Annotated in this window: 18 protein-coding genes; 8 read left to right on the top strand and 10 right to left on the bottom strand. The window is 62.8% G+C overall.

The window, feature by feature from the left end; translation table 11 throughout:
• The first annotated feature begins 163 nt into the window (after positions 1–163).
• The 3 genes from F3H98_RS12790 (at position 164) to F3H98_RS12780 (ending at position 4,442) form a co-directional block, all read left to right on the top strand.
• A complete protein-coding gene (locus F3H98_RS12790) occupies positions 164–1,828 on the top strand; it encodes a Na/Pi cotransporter family protein (protein WP_149760539.1) in 1,665 nt (554 codons plus the stop codon).
• A 160-nt stretch (positions 1,829–1,988) separates the two neighbouring features.
• Positions 1,989–3,176 carry an MFS transporter gene (locus F3H98_RS12785; RefSeq protein WP_149760538.1) on the top strand — a complete coding sequence of 396 codons (1,188 nt, stop codon included), beginning with the start codon at positions 1,989–1,991 and terminating at the stop codon, positions 3,174–3,176.
• 171 nt (positions 3,177–3,347) lie between these two features.
• Positions 3,348–4,442, top strand: a complete 1,095-nt coding sequence (locus tag F3H98_RS12780; RefSeq protein WP_149760537.1) for a helix-turn-helix transcriptional regulator — start codon at positions 3,348–3,350, stop codon at positions 4,440–4,442.
• Positions 4,443–4,521: 79 nt separating this feature from the next.
• Here the strand turns inward: F3H98_RS12780 and F3H98_RS12775 are convergent, their stop codons facing one another.
• Together F3H98_RS12775 and F3H98_RS12770 are read right to left on the bottom strand one after the other, a co-directional pair.
• Complete coding sequence (locus F3H98_RS12775; protein WP_149760536.1) at positions 4,522–4,989, bottom strand: pyridoxamine 5'-phosphate oxidase family protein; 468 nt, start codon at positions 4,987–4,989, stop codon at positions 4,522–4,524.
• A gap of 118 nt (positions 4,990–5,107) precedes the next feature.
• Positions 5,108–5,560 carry a GatB/YqeY domain-containing protein gene (locus tag F3H98_RS12770; protein WP_149760535.1) on the bottom strand — a complete coding sequence of 151 codons (453 nt, stop codon included), beginning with the start codon at positions 5,558–5,560 and terminating at the stop codon, positions 5,108–5,110.
• A gap of 247 nt (positions 5,561–5,807) precedes the next feature.
• On the opposite strand from F3H98_RS12770, the gene carA reads away from it, so the two are divergent.
• Both carA and F3H98_RS12760 read left to right on the top strand, forming a co-directional pair.
• Complete coding sequence (gene carA, locus F3H98_RS12765; protein WP_149760534.1) at positions 5,808–7,007, top strand: glutamine-hydrolyzing carbamoyl-phosphate synthase small subunit; 1,200 nt, start codon at positions 5,808–5,810, stop codon at positions 7,005–7,007.
• 87 nt (positions 7,008–7,094) lie between these two features.
• Positions 7,095–7,436: an ArsR/SmtB family transcription factor gene (locus F3H98_RS12760; RefSeq protein WP_149760533.1), complete on the top strand. Its 342-nt coding sequence runs from the start codon at positions 7,095–7,097 to the stop codon at positions 7,434–7,436.
• A 95-nt stretch (positions 7,437–7,531) separates the two neighbouring features.
• Here the strand turns inward: F3H98_RS12760 and ypfJ are convergent, their stop codons facing one another.
• The 3 genes from ypfJ to F3H98_RS12745 all read right to left on the bottom strand — a co-directional run bounded on the left by ypfJ (position 7,532) and on the right by F3H98_RS12745 (position 11,512).
• Positions 7,532–8,449: a KPN_02809 family neutral zinc metallopeptidase gene (gene ypfJ, locus F3H98_RS12755; protein WP_149760532.1), complete on the bottom strand. Its 918-nt coding sequence runs from the start codon at positions 8,447–8,449 to the stop codon at positions 7,532–7,534.
• Positions 8,450–8,552: 103 nt separating this feature from the next.
• On the bottom strand, positions 8,553–11,132 hold the full coding sequence (locus F3H98_RS12750) for a bifunctional diguanylate cyclase/phosphodiesterase (protein WP_244621692.1): 2,580 nt from the start codon (positions 11,130–11,132) through the stop codon (positions 8,553–8,555).
• A gap of 194 nt (positions 11,133–11,326) precedes the next feature.
• A complete protein-coding gene (locus F3H98_RS12745) occupies positions 11,327–11,512 on the bottom strand; it encodes a hypothetical protein (protein ID WP_149760611.1) in 186 nt (61 codons plus the stop codon).
• A 176-nt stretch (positions 11,513–11,688) separates the two neighbouring features.
• Here F3H98_RS12745 and F3H98_RS12740 point away from each other — a divergent pair, with 176 nt between their 5' ends.
• The gene (locus F3H98_RS12740) at positions 11,689–12,174 is read left to right on the top strand and encodes a cupin domain-containing protein (protein ID WP_149760531.1); all 486 of its coding nucleotides are present in this window, start codon (positions 11,689–11,691) and stop codon (positions 12,172–12,174) included.
• Positions 12,175–12,199: 25 nt separating this feature from the next.
• Here the strand turns inward: F3H98_RS12740 and F3H98_RS12735 are convergent, their stop codons facing one another.
• From F3H98_RS12735 to F3H98_RS32515, 4 genes are all read right to left on the bottom strand, one after another.
• The gene (locus F3H98_RS12735; protein WP_149760530.1) at positions 12,200–13,033 is read right to left on the bottom strand and encodes an AraC family transcriptional regulator; all 834 of its coding nucleotides are present in this window, start codon (positions 13,031–13,033) and stop codon (positions 12,200–12,202) included.
• Between the two features lie 34 nt (positions 13,034–13,067).
• On the bottom strand, positions 13,068–14,489 hold the full coding sequence (locus tag F3H98_RS12730; RefSeq protein ID WP_244621691.1) for an amidase: 1,422 nt from the start codon (positions 14,487–14,489) through the stop codon (positions 13,068–13,070).
• A 137-nt stretch (positions 14,490–14,626) separates the two neighbouring features.
• Positions 14,627–15,841 carry an MFS transporter gene (locus F3H98_RS12725; RefSeq protein ID WP_244621690.1) on the bottom strand — a complete coding sequence of 405 codons (1,215 nt, stop codon included), beginning with the start codon at positions 15,839–15,841 and terminating at the stop codon, positions 14,627–14,629.
• A gap of 114 nt (positions 15,842–15,955) precedes the next feature.
• Positions 15,956–16,093: a DUF2000 family protein gene (locus F3H98_RS32515; RefSeq protein ID WP_425294839.1), complete on the bottom strand. Its 138-nt coding sequence runs from the start codon at positions 16,091–16,093 to the stop codon at positions 15,956–15,958.
• Positions 16,094–16,326: 233 nt separating this feature from the next.
• Between F3H98_RS32515 and F3H98_RS12715 the strand changes: the two genes are divergently transcribed.
• Complete coding sequence (locus tag F3H98_RS12715; protein WP_149760527.1) at positions 16,327–16,566, top strand: hypothetical protein; 240 nt, start codon at positions 16,327–16,329, stop codon at positions 16,564–16,566.
• Between the two features lie 61 nt (positions 16,567–16,627).
• Here F3H98_RS12715 and F3H98_RS12710 read toward each other — a convergent pair whose 3' ends face one another.
• On the bottom strand, positions 16,628–17,071 hold the full coding sequence (locus tag F3H98_RS12710; RefSeq protein ID WP_149760526.1) for a MarR family winged helix-turn-helix transcriptional regulator: 444 nt from the start codon (positions 17,069–17,071) through the stop codon (positions 16,628–16,630).
• Positions 17,072–17,218: 147 nt separating this feature from the next.
• On the opposite strand from F3H98_RS12710, the gene F3H98_RS12705 reads away from it, so the two are divergent.
• Positions 17,219–17,977, top strand: a complete 759-nt coding sequence (locus F3H98_RS12705) for an alpha/beta hydrolase (RefSeq protein WP_149760525.1) — start codon at positions 17,219–17,221, stop codon at positions 17,975–17,977.
• The last annotated feature ends 70 nt before the right edge of the window (positions 17,978–18,047 follow it).

The following is an 18,047-nucleotide window of genomic DNA, read 5'->3' as shown; positions in this document are numbered from 1 at the left end:
GTCGGCATGAAACGCCCGGCTTCTATGGACGAAAACTATTATCCGGCTAAATTAGATGCTTGGGACCGATGACCTTGATTCGCCTTTCAGATATCGCCAAACTGCGTGACGTCATCGCGCCCGTTTTCGTGCACGTAGAATCCAGCCTGTCCGGCATCGGCGAATGAGCGGTTCCGTCGTTCTCCTGCATCTGGCCGGCGCCATCGCGCTGTTGCTCTGGGCCACGCGCATGGTCAGGACTGGTGTCGAGCGCGCTTATGGCGACGTGCTGCGGCACAAGCTACGCGCCACGATGCGCAACCCTTTCATGGCGGTGCTGACGGGGTGTGCCCTCTCGATCGCCCTGCAAAGCTCCACGGCGGTAACGCTACTGGTCGGCTCCTTCGCGGGGGCGGGCATCGTCAGTGGCATGTCGGGCCAGCTCGCCGTGCGCGGCGCCGAAATCGGCTCGGCGCTGGTCGTCAAGCTTCTGTCGTTCGACCTGAGCCTGCTGGTGCCTATCTGCCTGGCCACCGGCACGATGATGTTCATGGCCACCGAGCGGCGCAGTTGGCGCCAGTTCGGGCGCATCCTCGTCGGCATCGGCCTGTTGATCCTGTCGCTCGAAATGATCGGCGAGGCTTCCGAACCGCTGCGTGAAAGCCGGCTGCTGCCGGTGATCGTCGATTATTTCTCGACCGACCCGGTGACCGCCTACCTGCTTGCGGCGTTCATCACCTGGCTTTTCCATTCCAGCATCGCCGCCGTGCTGCTGCTCGTCACGCTGGCCGGCCGCGGCTTCATCCCGCCGGAACTCGGCGTCGTGCTTGTGCTTGGCGTCAATCTCGGCAGCTCGGTCATCGCGCCCCTCTTGACGCGCCACGCCGAGCCCGGCGTGCGGGTGGTGCCGATCGGCAACCTGCTGATGCGCGGCGCCGGATCGCTGATCCTGATGATCGCCTTCACCTGGGCGAAACCGCCGGTCGCCTATCTAGGCTCCACCGTTCCCGACCAGATCATCAACGCGCACATTCTGTTCAACTGCCTGATCCTGATCGCCGGCATTCCTCTGGCAGGCCTCATCTACCGCGCGTCGGAGAAGATCGTCGTGTTGGGCACGCCGCCCGATCCCGCGGAATCGCTCGCCGCCGCCGAGCTCAGCGCTCTCAACGAAAGCGCGCTCGACACGCCGTCGCAGGCGCTGGCCAACGCCACCCGCGAGGTGGTGCGTGTCTGCGAGACGGTCGAGATCATGCTGAAGCGCATTATCGAACTCTACGAGAAGGCCGATGCCGAGAAGATCGCCGCATTGGCGGCGCTCGACGACCGCGTCGACAGGAAGCATCAGGCGATAAAACTCTATCTGGCCAAGATCAGCGCGCGCCAACTCACCGAGGCGGAAGCGCTGCATCACCAGGAACTGATCGGCGCCTGCGTGAAACTCGAGCAAGTCGGCGACATCATCGTGCGCAACATGCTGGCGCATGTGCAGAAGAAGCTCGACCGCGGCCTGGAATTCACCGAAGAGGGCTGGCGCGAGCTGAGCCGCTTCCATGCCTCGGTGCTGACCAACGCGCGCATGGCCTTCAACCTGCTTGTCTCGCGCGACCCGGAAACCGCGCGCCAGCTGGTTGAGGAAAAGGACAGGCTGAGGGCACTGGAGAAAGAGGCGAGCCAGAGCCACTTCCTGCGGCTGCGCGAAGGCACGGCGAAAAGCGTCGAGACAAGCTCCATCCACCTCGACACCATCCGCGACCTGAAGCAGATCAACTCGCTGCTCGCCTCCATCGCCTACCCCGTGCTCGAGGAACAGGGCCTGCTGCGCGGCTCCCGGCTGCAGGCAAGCTGAGCGGCAAAGGAAGAGCCGTCGCGCTTTCCATCTGTAGGGGTTTGAGCAACCCTTATCCCCTGCAGAAAATCTAAAGCCTGGCCCAAATATTATGGATTGCCCGGCGGCGACGTCCGTGATCTCTGGCCAATCCTGCCAATCATCCGGCCACCAAGAAATCATGCCGCTTCCCCTCATTGCCCTGTTCATCGCAGCCTTTGCTTTCGGCACCACCGAATTCGTCATCGCCGGCGTGCTGCCGCAGGTGGCTGAGGGGCTGGGTGTCACCATTCCCACCGCCGGATACCTGGTTTCCGGCTACGCGATCGGCATCGCCATCGGCGGCCCCCTGCTGACGCTCGTCACCGCGAGGCTGTCGCGCAAGACGCTGCTGCTCGGCCTGATCGTCGTCTTCTGCGCCGGCCAGGCGGCTTGTGCGCTGGCGCCGGATTTTGCCTCGATGCTGTCGCTGCGGGTGGCGGTGGCGGTGGCGCACGGTGCCTATTTCGGCGTCGCCATGGTGGTGGCGGTTTCCCTGGTGCGCGAGGACCAGCGCGGCATGGCCGTGGCGCTGATCCTGGCCGGCCTGACCGTTTCCGGTATCGTCGGCGTTCCCGCCGGCACGGCCATCGGCAATGTCTGGGGCTGGCGCTCGACCTTCTGGGCGATGTTCATGCTCGGCATCGTCGCCATGATCGCCATGATCGCGCTGTTGCCGCGCACTGCGGGAAGTTCGGCCCCGTCCACCGGGTTGCTGAGCGAAGTCAAGGTGCTGGGACGCCAGCAGGTGTGGACCTCGCTCATCCTGATGCTGATGTTGATGCTCGGCCAGTTCGTGCCCTACACCTACATCGCGCCGCTGCTGCAGCAGGTCACCGGCCTCGATGCTGGTCTGGTGCCGTGGGTGCTGGCGCTCAACGGCATCGGCGCCACGCTCGGGGTCTTTATCGGCGGCAAGCTGTCCGACGCAAGGCTGATGCCGTCGCTGATCACCATGCTCATCCTGCAAGGTTGCGTGCTGGCCGCGATCTATCTCGTCAGCCCCTACCCGCTGCCCATGATCGCAGCACTTACCGTCTGGGGCGGCGTCAACTTCGCGATCGGCACGCCGATCCAGACCCGGATCCTCAGCTGGACCGCCGACGCGCCCAATCTCGCTTCGTCGCTCATCCCCTCCGGCTTCAACATCGGTATCGCGTTTGCAGCCTTCGCTGGCGCGACGATGCTCAACGCCGGTTATTCCTATCGCAGCCTGCCCCTGCTCGGGGTGGCGGCGATGATCGTCGCGACAGTCACGGCATTATCATCTTACCTTGCCGAGCAGCGCGCCGGCATTGCCCCGCCGCAGCCCGTCGGCGTCGCGGTGTAATCAAGCGGGCGCTTTCCGGCCAGCTATTGCAACGCAGCAAAGCCGGTTGTCATGGCGCCGTTCTATCGCCTATGGTCGTGCAGTCGACGCTCCGTCCGGAGTGTCTGCGAGGCAGGGCACGATGAAGACAGCAATGCCGGACTTTCGAACCGCTTGCTCGGGGTTGTGCGGATGAACGACGCCGCGCCGCATGATGGAGAGTTCATCGATCTCATCTATGCGGCACTGCTGGGTGAAGCGCCCTGGGAGGATTTCCTCGACCGGCTGAGCCGCTCGCTGCCCGGAGGCAAGACGACCCTCTTCCATCACGATGTCCGCAAGGCAAGGGGAGCCTGGGAACTCAGCTCTGGCCTCGGCGAGGACGTCGTTGCCGAATATGCGCGTCATTATTCCCGGCTCAATCCCTGGATGCCTGCGGCTTCCGTCCGCAAAATCGGGCAAGGCGTCGTCGCAGAACAGATGCTGCCGCGCGAAAAGTTCGTCAAAACCGAATTCTACAATGATTTTTTCCGCCGCGAGATCGGCGAGTCCGCGGTTGGGGTCACCATCGTGCGCGAGCACGGCTGCTCGTTCCTGCTGTCGACGACGACGAGCCGCGCCGACCCCGATGCGAACCGCGAGGCCGCCGACCGTTTGACTCGACTGGCGCCGCACCTGCAGCGGGCCTTCCGGCACTTCCGGCGCAATTCCCGCCAGAGGGCCATCGAAGACATCGGCGCCTCGCTCTTCGACGCCATCGATGTCGGGCTCGTGATTGTGGGCGACGCCCGCGGGCTGAAGGCGATTTCCGCGACCGGACAGCGCATGGTCGAGGCCGGATGCGGCGTCGGCGTCACCCCGCTCGGCCGGGTGAAGAGTGCGCAAGCCGATGCGGACGCCATGCTGGCGCGGATGCTCGACCGCAGCTTCGCAGGAGCCAACACTGCCGGCTTCGTTGCCGGTCAATGGAAGCTGACCCTGATCCGCTTGAACCAGGACCGGATTTCGGCCTATTTCGATGGACCGACGGTCGTCGTGCTGATCGAGCGCCCGGCCGCCAAGACCCGTGTCGGAATCGACTATTTCGCCAACACGCACAGGCTCACCGCAGCGGAAAAGCGGGCGCTCGAAGGGCTGGTGTCCGGCAAGCGCATCTCCGAAATCGCCGACGATGCGATGCTTTCACGCGAGACGATCCGCTCTCAGGTAAAGAGCGTTTTTGCCAAGACCGGCGTCTCCAGCCAGATCGAACTGATCCGGCTGGCCGGCTCGATGAATCCCAACTGAGACGCGGTAGCGGCAGTTAAAAGTGCGATCCTGAACCGCAGCGAGCCCAGTCCCGTTGATGCCTACATTCAGGCGACGGCTAAGAGTCCGGTGGCCACGCAAAGTCGGGACCGGTTCTGAAGAACGACACGTTGTTGGTGAAGACGCTGGCCGGCTCCAGCCTGATCATGCGTCCGTCCGGGTGCTCGATCTGCGCCACATTATCGATGAACCAACGGTTCCAGCCTGCTTCGGGACCGAGATATTTGTGAAGCAGCCGTCTAAAACGCTCTGGCGACATCGGTTCGATGGTGGCTTTGCCGCGCAACCCGAGATGCAACAGGACGCCGGCATCGTTGTCGAAATGAACGATTTCCACCGCGCAGCGCGGGTCTCTTTCGAGATGTTTTACAGCACTTCCGTCGACTGACCCGAGCAGCCAGATCGCACCCTCCTCCCAGATGAACCACACCGGCGCGTTTCGCGGCGCGCCGTCCGGCATGACGGTCGCCAGGTTCGCCATCAGCGGGCGGCTTAGAACATCGTTCGGGTCGAACTCTCGCATCATCGCCAGAATATTATCATCGGGCCGGGCAGATTTCAGGAGCCCACCTGCCTTTGCAGATATCCCGATTGCCGGACGGGATTGCGATACCAGATGTCATCGCGACGGCGCGATCGGGTCGTCACCCCTGCAAGAAGCCCTTCACCAGGCCGCTCGCCTTGCCGAAATCCATCTGGCCGACATATTTTTCGCGCAGCGCCGCCATCACGCGGCCCATGTCCTTGACCCCGGCTGCCCCCGTTTCGGCGATCGCGGCCTTGATTGCCTGCGCAGTTGCGGCCTCATCCATCTGCGTCGGCAGGAAGGCGCGGATGATCTCGATCTCGGATCGCTCCTTGGCCGCCAGTTCAGGCCGCTTGCCATCGTCGAAGGCCTTGGCCGATTCCTCTCGCTGCTTCACCATCTTGGCGAGGATCTGCATTATCTCCTCGTCGGTCGCGGCGGCCTTGCCGGTGCCACGGTTGGCGATGTCGCGGTCCTGGATGGCGGCGTTGACGAGCCGCAGAGTTCCGCTGCGTTCCCTGTCGCCGCTCTTCAGCGCAGTTTTCAGGGCGTCGGTGATTTTCTCGCGCATCGGTCTGCTCCAGTGAATTGCTGTGATTAATGTCATTTCGGCTGAAATCTCAAGGCTGCGTATAAATCTCGCCGCCCCTGTCTGCGCAATTGACCGTCAAGGCCGCTTCACCTATGTAGCGGCCTTGCATGCATTGAATTCTGATCGTGCGCGGAGATGGCGAGGTTTCGCCGCTTCCGTGTCTTTGGCTGCGCAGACGTGACCGCGACGGGTCGCTGCTCCGGCCACCTCTTGATGGAGAGCCGCCATGGCCGCAACGACCACCCCTTGGACGACCGAGACCCCCACCGCGCTTCTGGTGCTGGCCGACGGAACGGTCATCGCGGGGCGCGGCCTCGGCGCCGTCGGCAGCGCTGTCGCGGAAGTCTGCTTCAACACGGCCCTGACCGGTTATCAGGAAGTCCTTACCGACCCCTCCTACGCCGGCCAGATCGTCACCTTCACCTTCCCGCATATCGGCAATGTCGGCGCCAACGACGAGGACATCGAGGACCTGACGCCGGCAGCGCGCGCCGGCGCCGTCGGCGCCGTGTTCAAGGCCGATGTCACCAACCCGTCGAGCTATCGCGCTGCCGGCCACCTCGACCAGTGGCTGAAGCGGCGCGGCGTCGTCGCCATGTCGGGCATCGACACCAGGGCGCTGACGGCACTGATCCGCGAAAAGGGCATGCCCAACGCCATCATCGCCCATGCGCCCGATGGCAAGTTCGACATCGAGGACCTGAAGCGCCAGGCGAAAGCCTGGTCGGGTCTCGTCGGCCTTGACCTCGCCAAGGAAGTCACCTCCGGCCAGAGTTCAACCTGGCACGAGACGCCCTGGGCGTGGGACGAAGGCTATGGCGCGCAGGATGACCCGACGATGCATGTCGTCGCCGTCGACTACGGCGTCAAGCGCAATATCCTGCGCCTGCTGGCCGGGCTCGGCGCCGAAGTGACCATCGTGCCGGCTACCACAGCGGCCGAGGATATCCTCGCCATGAAGCCGGACGGCGTCTTCCTGTCCAACGGCCCCGGCGACCCGGCCGCCACCGGCGAATATGCCGTGCCGGTCATCCAGGACCTTCTGAAAACCGACCTGCCGATATTCGGCATCTGTCTCGGCCACCAGATGCTGGCGCTCGCAGTCGGCGGCAAGACCCAGAAGATGCACCAGGGGCACCACGGCGCCAATCACCCTGTCAAGGACCACACCACCGGCAAGGTGGAGATCGTGTCGATGAACCACGGCTTCGCGGTGGACTCGAAATCGTTGCCCAAGGGCGTGGAAGAAACCCACGTTTCGCTGTTCGATGGCTCGAATTGCGGCATCGCGCTCACCGGCAAGCCGGTGTTTTCGGTCCAGCACCATCCGGAAGCCTCGCCCGGCCCGCAGGATTCGCACTATCTGTTCCGCCGCTTCGTCAACCTGATCCGCGCCAAGAAGGGCGAGCCGGCTCTGGCGGAATGATCGGGCGTCCAACGCTTAAAGTTCAAAATTTGATGAACTATTGAGCCAGCCATTGATCCCGATTTCGAACTTGCTTAGATCGGGAGCATGAAATTGCTGCATCCCGATGCCGAGCAGATCGAACTGTCGCTGGTGCTGGCGGCGCTCAGCGACCCGACGCGCCTGTCGATCATCCGCCAGCTTGCCGAGGACGGCGAAGCCATGTGCCGGCGGCTCGACTTCGGTTCGAAATCCAATTTGAGCTATCATTTCGCCAAGTTGCGCGAGGCGGGCGTCACCAGGACGCGGATCGAAGGCACGGCGCGTCACATCTCGCTCAGGCGCGAAGATCTCGACGCCCGGTTCCCCGGCCTACTGGATTCGGTTATCAAGGCCGCAGCCAGCTATCCTCGCCTCACCACCGAAGCCGACGTCACCGACGGCGCCTGAACCTGCCGGCAGCAGCGGATCGGCAGCGCTTCGAGGCAACTGCCCACCATCACGGCATAAACCATCCAGCCCTGCCAAGCCGCGGAAGCGGCTGCTCAGATCGGATTGTTGAACGTATCGCAGTCCGAAAGCTTGCCGCTCTTGAAACCGCGTGCGAACCAGGTCTGCCGCTGCGCCGAGGTGCCATGATTGAAGCTTTCCGGCACCACATAGCCCTGCGTGCGCCGCTGCAGCGTGTCGTCGCCGATCTGCTGGGCGGCGTTCAGCGCTTCCTCCACATCGCCTGCCTCAAGCAGGCCCTTCTGGGCGGTGAAATGTGCCCACATGCCGGCGAAGCAATCCGCTTGCAGCTCGACCCGCATCGACATTTCGTTGGCCTCGACCTCGCCCATCGATTGCCGCATCTGGTTGAACTTGGGCAGCACGCCAATCAGGTTCTGCACGTGGTGGCCGACCTCATGCGCGATCACATAGGCTTGCGCGAAGTCGCCGCTCGCCCCGAACTGCCGGTCGAGCTGGTCGAAGAAGCTGGTGTCGAGATAGACCTTGCGGTCGCCGGGACAGTAGAAAGGCCCGGATGCCGACGACGCGAAGCCGCAGGCCGAGCGTATCTGGTCCGAGAACATGGTGAGCGTCGGTTCCTCATAGGTCGCGCCCTCCGCCTGGAAGACGCCTTTCCAGACGTCCTCGGTCTCGGCTAGCACGGTCGACACGAACTGCTTCATCTCGTCGGATGCGGGTGTATTGCTGTCGCTCACCGCACCTCCCCCGCCGGGCGACTGCGTGGGCGCGTCGCCGCCGGCCAGGATCTGCATCGGGTCGATTCCGCACGCCTTCAGCACGAAGAACAGCACGACAAGGATGATGATGCCGGACAGTCCGCCACCGCCGGTTACGCCGGGACCAATACGGATGCGGCCCGGTCCACCACGTCCGAATCCACCCGGAAGCCCACCGCCCTGGCCTCGCGCGTCCTCGACATTGTCACTCTGACGGCGGCCTCTCCAAAGCATGGCGAACCTCTTGGCGCAGTTTGCTGATCCTGCCGGCCTCAACCGGTGAATCGAAACCAACAATAAACCGAACGGTTGCACCAAGTCACAAGGTTTTTCATCGTCAGGAAGCGAAACGCAAACCGCGGGCGCGGATGAATTCCTTGAAATCGGCCGCGTTCATGGCGCCGGCGAATGCATGGCCCTGAAGAATGTCGCAGCCCAGGTCCTTGAGGATACGGGCATGATCCATGGTTTCCACCCCCTCGGCGATCACGGCGATGCCGAGCGACCTGCCAATGTCGATGATGGATTCGACCAGCCGCCTCTGCGCCAGCGAGGTGACGATCGGCGACACCAGCTGCCGGTCGATCTTCAGGCGGCGCGGTTTCAGCTTGAGCAGGCTGACGATCGAGGCGTAGCCGGTGCCGAAATCGTCGATCTCGACATCGATGCCGAGATCCTTGATCTGGTTTATGTTCCAGATCACCAAGTCGTCGCTGTCGTCGAGGAAGATGGATTCGACCAGCTCGAAGGACAACAGCCCCCGCTTGATGCTGAGGCCCCGAAGACTTTCGATCAGGTCTTCGTCCTGCAACCGCCTGGCCGACACGTTGACCGAGATATGGGGTATGACGAGGCCTTCAGCGGTCCATTCCTCGTGATGCTTCAGAGCCTGTTCGAGCACCAGGCGGTCGATGCTGGAGACGACGCTCAATTCCTCGGCGGTGTGCAGGAAAACGTCCGGCGCAAGAAGGCCCCGCACCGGGTGGCGCCAGCGTGCAAGTGCCTCCACACCGATGATTTCCTGGGTGTTCGCGTCGAATTGCGGCTGGTAATAGGCCAGGAACTCATCCCACTCGAGGCCGTGCAGAATTTCGTCCGCCGTCCGCTTGGTGACGGTGATCTCTTCCTGCAGCGCTTCGGTGAAAAACTCGTAGCGGTTGCGGCCACGCCTCTTGGCCCGGTAAAGCGCGATGTCGGCGTTGACCAGCAGCCGCTTCGGGTCGACAGTTTCGCCCGTTTCGATGGCGATGCCCACGCTGACGCCGAAACGGCATTCGTATCCATTGTAGGAAACCGGCCGGCGCATGTGGCGGATAATGCGGTCGGCAAGCACGGCCATCTCGTCTGCGCCGCCGCTTGCCGGACAGAATACGACGAACTCGTCACCGCCGATGCGGGCCACGAAATCCGCTTCGCGCACGTTTGATTTCAGGACGTTGGCCGCATGTACCAGCATGGCGTCGCCGGCCGCATGGCCCAGCGTGTCGTTGATCTGCTTGAAGCGGTCGAGATCGATGTTCAAAAGCGCGATACCGTCGGAATCCGGAACGAAGCGTTCCAGCATTTCGTCGAGATAACGCCGGTTGGGTAGGCCGGTCAGCGAATCGTGCAAGGCATTGTGCTCGATGTGCCCCTTGGCGATTTCAAGCTCGGCGTTGCGCTTTTCGGCAAGGTTCTTCGCTCGCTCGAGTTCCTTGCGCAAGGTGACGTCAGCAGTGACGTCCCATTCGGCGCCGATCATCTTCGCCTGATCGCTGGCGTCTTGGTAGATCGCCGCACGGGTGCGAAGGTAACGCAGTTGCCCATCGGGCAGCAGCAGGCGGTATTCCGAGGAATAAAGGTCGTTGTTGGCGACGGCCAGGTCGAAATCCCGCTGTGCCTGTTCGACATCTTCGGGATGGATGGCGCCGGCCCAGTCTTCGAACCCCCTCGGTTTACCATCGTTCGGTTTGCCGTAGAGCTCGTTGACGCGATCGTCCCAGACGAGCTCGTCGGTTTCGAGATTGTGTTCCCAGACCCCGATCCTCGAGGCCGAGAGGGCGAGCTCCAGCCGCCGCGACAGCTGTCTGAGCTCCCTTTCGCTGCGGCGCAGCTGCCGGTAGTTTTTCTGCCGTTCCTCGAACAGCCGCCCGGCGATCAGGATGGGGATGACCACCAGCGCACCGGCGACGATCATGGCGAGACGGAACAGCCAGGCATAGTCCTCCACGGCGTCCCAGCCGCCCTTGGGCACTGCCGCCAGCCGCCAGGAACCGGAGGGAAGCAAGACGTCGGTTGTCACAGGATCGCCGTCGACGATGTCCTCGCTGCCGAAAAATCGCATGCCGCGCTCGCCACGCGAATCCGCTCCGATGAGGGCCACGTCTATCGGCAAGTTCGGGTCGAGCAAACCGCTGTCCCGGTAGAGTTTTTCAGCGTCGATTACTGCCGAAACGATGCCCCAGAACTGCCTCCCGGCGCCAGGCAGATCGACGAAAACCGGGTAGCGCCCGATAAAGCCCAGGCCGCCCTGCCTCAAGGCGACGGGTCCAACCAGAACCAATTCGCCACCGTCTCTCGCCCGCAGCGCACCTTCCCTCTGCGCGTCGTTCGTACGGTAGTCGAGGCCGATCGCCCTTTCGTTGCCAGCCATCGGATATATCATGGAAACGACGAGGTTGGGTGCTGCTGCAATGTTGCGCAACTGACTGTCGCCGCGGAACAGATTGGCGGCCAGGCGCTCGAACCGCTCCTGATCCATGCCCGGCTCGGTGGACAGTGTGGCGACAAGGCCCCTCACGAGCTGAAGATTGGCGCTAATGCTGCCTTCGAGATTGGAGCGTATCAAATGGGCTTGCGCCAGCACGCTTGCCCGCGCCGACTGCCGGGAGACCAGTTGGTTCTGGTAATCGGCGTAAACTCCAAGCACCGCGATCACGACAAGCGCGATTGCAGCCGGAATATTGGTCGTAGTGAATACGGCCTGTCCTATTTTCCGGGGTTTAGTGCCAAAAAACTTCAATACTCCCCCACCGGTCGACGGCCAACTCTACAATATGCGCCGCAGATTAGTCAAAAGAGCTTAAATTTGGCTTTCACAAATCTTTTGAATTCGTTCACGGCGCTTTGCTTTCAGCGTTGCTTTGCGCCGGCGCTCCTGCCGTCCGAACTCTTCGAGCGCTCTTCGAAGCGCTTCTCGCCCTTGGCCAGGTCGCTGCCCTTCTGCGCTTCGACCTTACGCTCTTCCTTGGCTGCGCTCCGTTTCAGCGATGCGCCCGCTGCCTTGCCCTTGGTGGTAACCGCCGATTGTTTCTTCATGGCCATCGCTTCCTCCAGGCGGCCTCCCATGGCCGTGCGTCTAAACGCGCGGAGCAACCCGACGTTCCAACGGCAAAACCGCCACGCGGATGCAGAGCGGTTGTCTTGCATGCGCGGAGCGATCATTCTTGAAAACGGATGCAGCATGGCTCTGCGCCGATTATCGGGAGAGGTGAATGGTCAAGCCAGTCATGAACCTGGACGAGGTCGCGTTCGACGACATCGAGGAAAATGGTATCTACGCATCGAGCCGCGCGACGATAAGCGACCACATCGGCGCCAGAGATCTTGGCTACAATCTCACCGTCCTGCCGCCAGGCAAGGTCCAATGCCCCTTCCATTGCCACCATGGCGAGGAGGAGATGTTCTTCATCCTGGAGGGTGAAGGCGAACTCCGTTTCGGCGAGCAACGCTTTCCGATCCGCCGGCACGACGTTATCGCCTGCCCGCCCGGCGGCCCGGAGGTGGCCCACCAGATCATCAACACCGGCACGACGACGATGCGCTATCTCGCATTGTCGACGCTGGTCGAGGTCGACGCGTGCGAATACCCGGACTCGGGCAAGGTGCTCGTCGTGGTGGGCAAGCGCGGAAAACCCAGACTCCGCAAAATGATGCGCGCCGAAAATACCGTTGGTTATTACGACCGCGAGAAGACCTGAAACTCCCGGATGCCGGCCGCCATTCCTATGTCTTGAGCGGCACCCAGATCTCCACCAGGCCCGTCCCTGTCTGGGGGTCGAACCGGTCGTCGTAGCGCTCGAAATTCGGCGCGTCGGCCACCGTGTATCCCGATTGCGGCAGCCATCTGTTCCAGATCGTCGAAACCGTCCTGCGCATAGCTGAAATGTGCTCGCGGTGGTTGAAAACCGCATATTTCTGCGCCGGCACCCGGATGCTGCTGAAGCCTTCCGGCACATCGCCGAAATTGGCGACCTCGACGCCGGTGACATATTCGAAACTGTCGTCATTGTCGTAGTTGCAGCAAAGCCCGTAGGAGACCCAGCCGACCTGCTGCGGGATGTTTCCGATATGCGGCGCGAAGCGTTGCCACTGGGCCGGAATGCCCTGGTTGGTCTCGCAGGTATAGCGCATGCCGATGCCGGCGATCAGCAGCGGCCTGCCGTCTTCGAAGAGCGGCTCTTCAAGGTCTATGGTCATCGATTTGTCCATCCTGATGGGTTCCATGAATTCGATAGGGTCGAGCGAACCTTGCGTCCGCAGCTGTTCCGGCGTCATGCCGAACTGGTCGCGAAAGGCGCGGGTGAAGGCCTCGTGGGAGCCGTATCCGGCATCGAGCGCCACGGCGAGGATATCTGGCGCGCCGGCCGCCAGCGCGCGCGCCGCTTCCGAAAGCCTGCGGCCGCGGACATAGCGCATCACCGAATGGCCGGTCGCCGTGCCGAAGGCGCGGGCCATGTGAAAGCGCGACACACCGGCCACCGCCGCGATGTCTTCCAGCGAGATTTCCTTGCCGAACCCCTGCTCGACGAACCAGATGGCTCTTTCTACCGGGTCCATGTAATCCTCGTTGCGTCCTGCATGATCTGCTGCCTCAGTAGCCTGGCGGCGCGCGAAACCCGCCCGTCAGTTGCGAAACCGCCTTGGCAATGCCGAGCAGTCGCGCTTCATCCCACAATCTGCCGACCAGTTGCAGGCCGATCGGCAACCCGCCACGGTCGGAGCCGCAAGGCAGGACGATGGCCGGATGGCCGGTGTAGTTGAACAACGTGCCATGCGCGCTCACTGTCCAGTAATCGGCCGGCTTGCCGTCGACATCGAGCGGCGTTCCGGGTTCGCAATGCGCAAATGCGGTGACCATCGCCGCCGGGCACAGAAGCACGTCCCAGCTTTCGAAGAACCGTTCCCATGCCAGGATCGACTGGTCGCGCCGATGCAGCGCCTCGAAATAGCGTTTGAGAGGAGCCGGCGGGCCGTCCTCCTGCGCCGCGCCGAGCATCATGCCGATCAGTTCGCCGGCGCTTTCAAGGTCTCCGCCAATGTCGATGTCCGGCAGCCGCGCTTCTTCAACGATGGCGCCCTCGCCTTCCAGCCGACGCGACAGCTCTTCGGCTGTCTTGCGAATATCCCCGGCGACCGCAATGCCCGCGAAGGTTGGCGCGTAGGCCACCCGCAATCCCCGCAGTTCGACCTCCCGCATGGGCTCGACCGGCACCGGCTTGACCTCGGTGTCGTGGCCGTCCGGCCCGGCGATGATGCCGTAGAGCAGGGCAAGGTCGTCGACGGTTCGCGCCATCGGCCCGATGCAGGACATCAGCCGCACGCTGCGCGGCAGGCCTTGCGGGTCGGGAAAGCCGCCGTGAAGCGAAACCCGGCTCTCGGTGGGCTTCAGTCCGAACACCCCGCAAAAATGCGCCGGCACGCGGATCGAGGCCGCCATGTCGGTGCCGATCTCGAACGGTGTCATGCCGGCGGCCAGTGCCGCCGCCGCGCCGCCGCTCGAACCGCCCGGCGTGCGCTCGGTGTTCCAGGGATTGCTGGTGCGGCCGAAGAGCGGGTTGCTCGACTGGTAGTCGCCAAGCAGCATAGCCGCGTTGGTCTTGCCGACCAGGATTGCGCCTGCCGCCTTCAGCCGGGCGGCGACCGTGCCGTCCTCCTTCGCGACGTGCCTGGCGAAGGGCGGAAATCCGACGGTAGAAGGCATGCCGGCGGTCGCGTGCGCGTCCTTCAGTGTGTGCGGCACGCCGTGCAACGGCCCGAGGATTTCGCCGCGCGCTAGCGCTGCGTCGGCTGCCTCGGCCCGCTTGCGGGCAGCTTCGGCATCCATGATGACCACGGCGTTCAAAGCGCCATTGTGGCGCTCGATCTGCGCGAGATGCGCCTCCAGCGCTTCCACGGCCGAGAGTTTCCGGCTGCGGATCGCCGCCGCAAGGTACGCGGTGCTGGCAAATACAACGTCCGCCGCGGCGGCGCTCGCGCCATCCTGTTCCGGCGCTGTCATCGTTTTGCGTCTCATCGTGCGCTCCTGCGGCACGGCCCATGGCCCGACCGTTTGCGCATTCTAGTCTATGGCTTCCCGCTCCATTTGATCGATCGTGCTGCTTTGCAGCCTCGCCCACAAATGAAAACGCCCGGCTAGCCGGGCGTTTCGTGTCAGGCTGCGGATATTTTCCGCGCCTGCATGTCGGGCAGGAATATCGTCAGCAGGCCGAGTAGTGGCAGGACCGAGCAGACCGCGTAGACATATTCGATGCCCCGGGCGTCGGCGACCACGCCGAGCACTGCCGCGGCGATGCCGGCCATGCCGAAGGCCAGCCCGAAGAAGATGCCCGCCACCATGCCGACGCGGCCAGGCAAAAGTTCCTGCGCGAAGACGACGATCGCCGGAAACGCCGAGGCCATGACCAGCCCGATGACGAAGGAGAGCACGACCGTCCAGGTGAGGTCGGCGAAGGGCAGCACCAGCGTGAACGGCAAGACGCCGAGAATGGAGAACCAGATCACCGTTTTTGCGCCGAACCGGTCGCCGATCGGCCCGCCGACGATCGTGCCGACTGCCGCCCCGCCAAGGAAGACGAACAGTAGCACCTGCGACATCTGCACGGAGACGCCGAACTTTTCGATGACATAGAAAGTGTAGAAGCTCGAAATGCTGGCCATGTAGACGTTCTTGGAAAAGGTCAGGATGGCCAGCACCACCAGCGCCACGACGATGGTCCGCCGCGGCAAGGTCTGCTTCGGGATGCTGGCCGGGCGGTTTGCATTGGCCTTGCGGTGATTGCTGTACCAGGTGCCGACCTGCCAGAGCACGATCATGCCGACCAGCGCCGCCACCGAAAACCACGCGACGCTGGATTGTCCGCGCGGCACCACGATGAAGGCTGCGAGCAGCGGACCCAGCGCCTGGCCGAAATTGCCGCCGACCTGGAACAGGGATTGGGCCAGGCCATACTTGCCGCCGGAAGCCAGTCGCGCCACCCGCGAGGATTCGGGATGAAACACTGCCGAGCCAAGCCCGACGAGAGCCGCGCCGACCAGCAGCAGCGCATATTGTCCGGCAAAGGCGAGGAACATCAGCCCGATCAGCGTGGAGCCCATGCCGACCGGCAGTGAATAGGGCAGCGGTCGCTTGTCGGTGTAGATACCGATCGCCGGCTGCAGCAGCGACGCCGTTACCTGGAAGGTCATCGTCAGCAGACCGATCTGCCAGAAATCGAGGCCATAGTCCGATTTCAGCATCGGATAGATCGCCGAAAGCAGCGACTGCATGATGTCGTTGATGAGATGGCAGAAGCTCACCGCCAGGATGACGGCATAGGCTGTGGTCTCTGCCGGTATTCTTCCGGCGTTTGCGGTCGTGTCGGTCAACTGAGGCTCCGTGCGGCTTTTCCTGCACCGGGCCGTTGTATACGCCGCTTGCGAATGCGCTTCCTTCGTGGTTTGGCCCATTATTTACGCGAGTGGGCCATCAGTGGCGGGAATCTATGGGTGCAGCCTTAGCGATTTGATGATCTTGTCGGCGATCTTGCGTTCGGCCCGGAATGCCAGCCCGACGAGGTCGAGATCGTCTCTTGCCACCGCAGCCACGGCGGCCCGGTTGTCGGCATCGTTGCCAAGCAAGCCTTCGGCATCACGCCCGGCCGCTGGGCGCGGCTGCGCCTGAAGCCACCGGCCGGCTCGCCCGCATATTGATCTCCGAAAATCGCGAATCGCTTTATTTTCGGCCCGGACGATTGGCTCGCTGCTGGTGCAGATTATCGCGAAGTGTAGGCAGAAATTGTTTTTCCCGTCGCGAATGCCTATCTGTATCGCAATCGAATTTTATTTTTATTGCAAACCGAGGAACATGTTCGTTGGCTGATAACAGACAAAATATCATGGAAAAAGCTGAGACGCGCTTCATGGAAACTCAGAAGAAAAACGCCGAAAAAGCCAAGGCGATGAACGAGTACCAGACCGAGGCCAAGCTTCGGGCCCAGAAAACCGCCAAGCTGCGCGAATTGCGGCTTGCCCGGGATGAGGCCGAACGCGCCGCCGAGGCGCTGAAGCCCGTCGAACCCAAGAAGAAGCGCGCATCCCGCGCCGCGAAGTAACAGAAGCCCGCTCACGGGAAGACCGAGGCAAGCTCGGTCTATCGATCGGGAAACTGCCCGGTCAGGCCGCGTCCTTGGTCATTCCGTCGCGCAGCTTCTGTACCTTGCGGTTGAGATCGACCATTTCAGGGATTGTGAAGCCGGAGCGGTGCAACAGCGTCTCGGTGAGGCAACCCGTCTTGGCGTGAAGCTCGCTGCCCCTTTGGCTCAGATAGACCTGCACCTGCCGCTCATCCGCAGCATTGCGCCGGCGCACCAGGAAGCCGGCGCTCTCCAGCCGCTTCACCGCCGGCGTGATCGTGCTTGGCTCCAGCGCCAGCCTGTCGGCGATGGCCGTGATGGTCAGCCCGTCAGTTTCCCAAAGCGCACTCAAGACGAGATATTGCGTATAGGTGACGCCCAGTTCGTCGAGCATCGGCTTGTAGACCCGGTGAATGGCGATCGACGTCGAATAGATCGAAAAGCAGAGCTGGCTGTCCAGCGGAAGTGTCGGGGCATCGGCCATGGGGTCGTCTCCTGATTTCAGCTTCATAACCATTACCACAAAAAATGATATCGCGATAAAGAAATCGCTTTACAAGGCCTGCGGCATGTCGTATCAAAATAATCATCGCAATAATGATTATCGCAATTAACAAGAGGAGATACCGAGATGACCAAGACCCTGATCGCCGCCGCAACCCTTGCCATGGCCGCAACCGCCCTCAATCCCGTCAACGCCGCCCCCGCCGGCGCCAAGAACATCGTGCTCGTGCATGGCGGTTTCGTCGACGGTTCCGGCTGGCAGGGCGTCTACGACATCCTGAAGAAGGACGGCTACAACGTCAGCATCGTCCAGAACCCGACCACCTCGCTCGCCGACGACGTTGCCATCACCAAGCGCACCATTGCCCAGCAGGACGGCCCGGTTGTTCTGGTCGGCCATTCCTATGGCGGCGTTGTCGTCAGCGAGGCCGGCACGGATGAGAAGGTGAAGGCCGTCGTCTACATCGCCGCATTTGCACCGGACAAGGGTGAGTCCGTTTCGTCGCTGATTGCCAACCCGCCTGCCGGCGCCCCGGTGCCGCCGATCCTGCCGCCCGTCGATGGTTCCCTGTTCCTCGACAAGGCGAAATTCGCCGATGCCTTCGCCGCCGATGTCGATGCCGAAACCGCCTCGTTCATGGCCGACTCGCAGGTTCCCTGGGGTGTCGAGGCCCTGACCGGCGCCGTCACCGATCCGGCCTGGAAGAACAAGCCGAGCTACTATCTGGTTGCCGCCGACGACCGCATGATCCCGCCGCCCGCGCAGCGCATGATGGCCGAACGCGCCGGCTCGACCGTTGTTGAAACCGCTGGCAGCCACGCCGTCTACGTCTCGAAGCCGCAGGCCGTCGCCGACATCATCGAACGGGCTGCTAACGCCAAGTGATTTTTCAGTTGCCTGTTGTCCCGATGCCGGAGCGTGGAAAGCGCTTCGGCATTTTTTCCGTCGAACATAT

Source organism: Neomesorhizobium albiziae, assembly GCF_900114255.1.
Taxonomy (GTDB): domain Bacteria; phylum Pseudomonadota; class Alphaproteobacteria; order Rhizobiales; family Rhizobiaceae; genus Neomesorhizobium; species Neomesorhizobium albiziae.
Note: the sequence above shows the minus strand (reverse complement) of the source record. Positions and strands in the feature narration are given on the sequence as shown.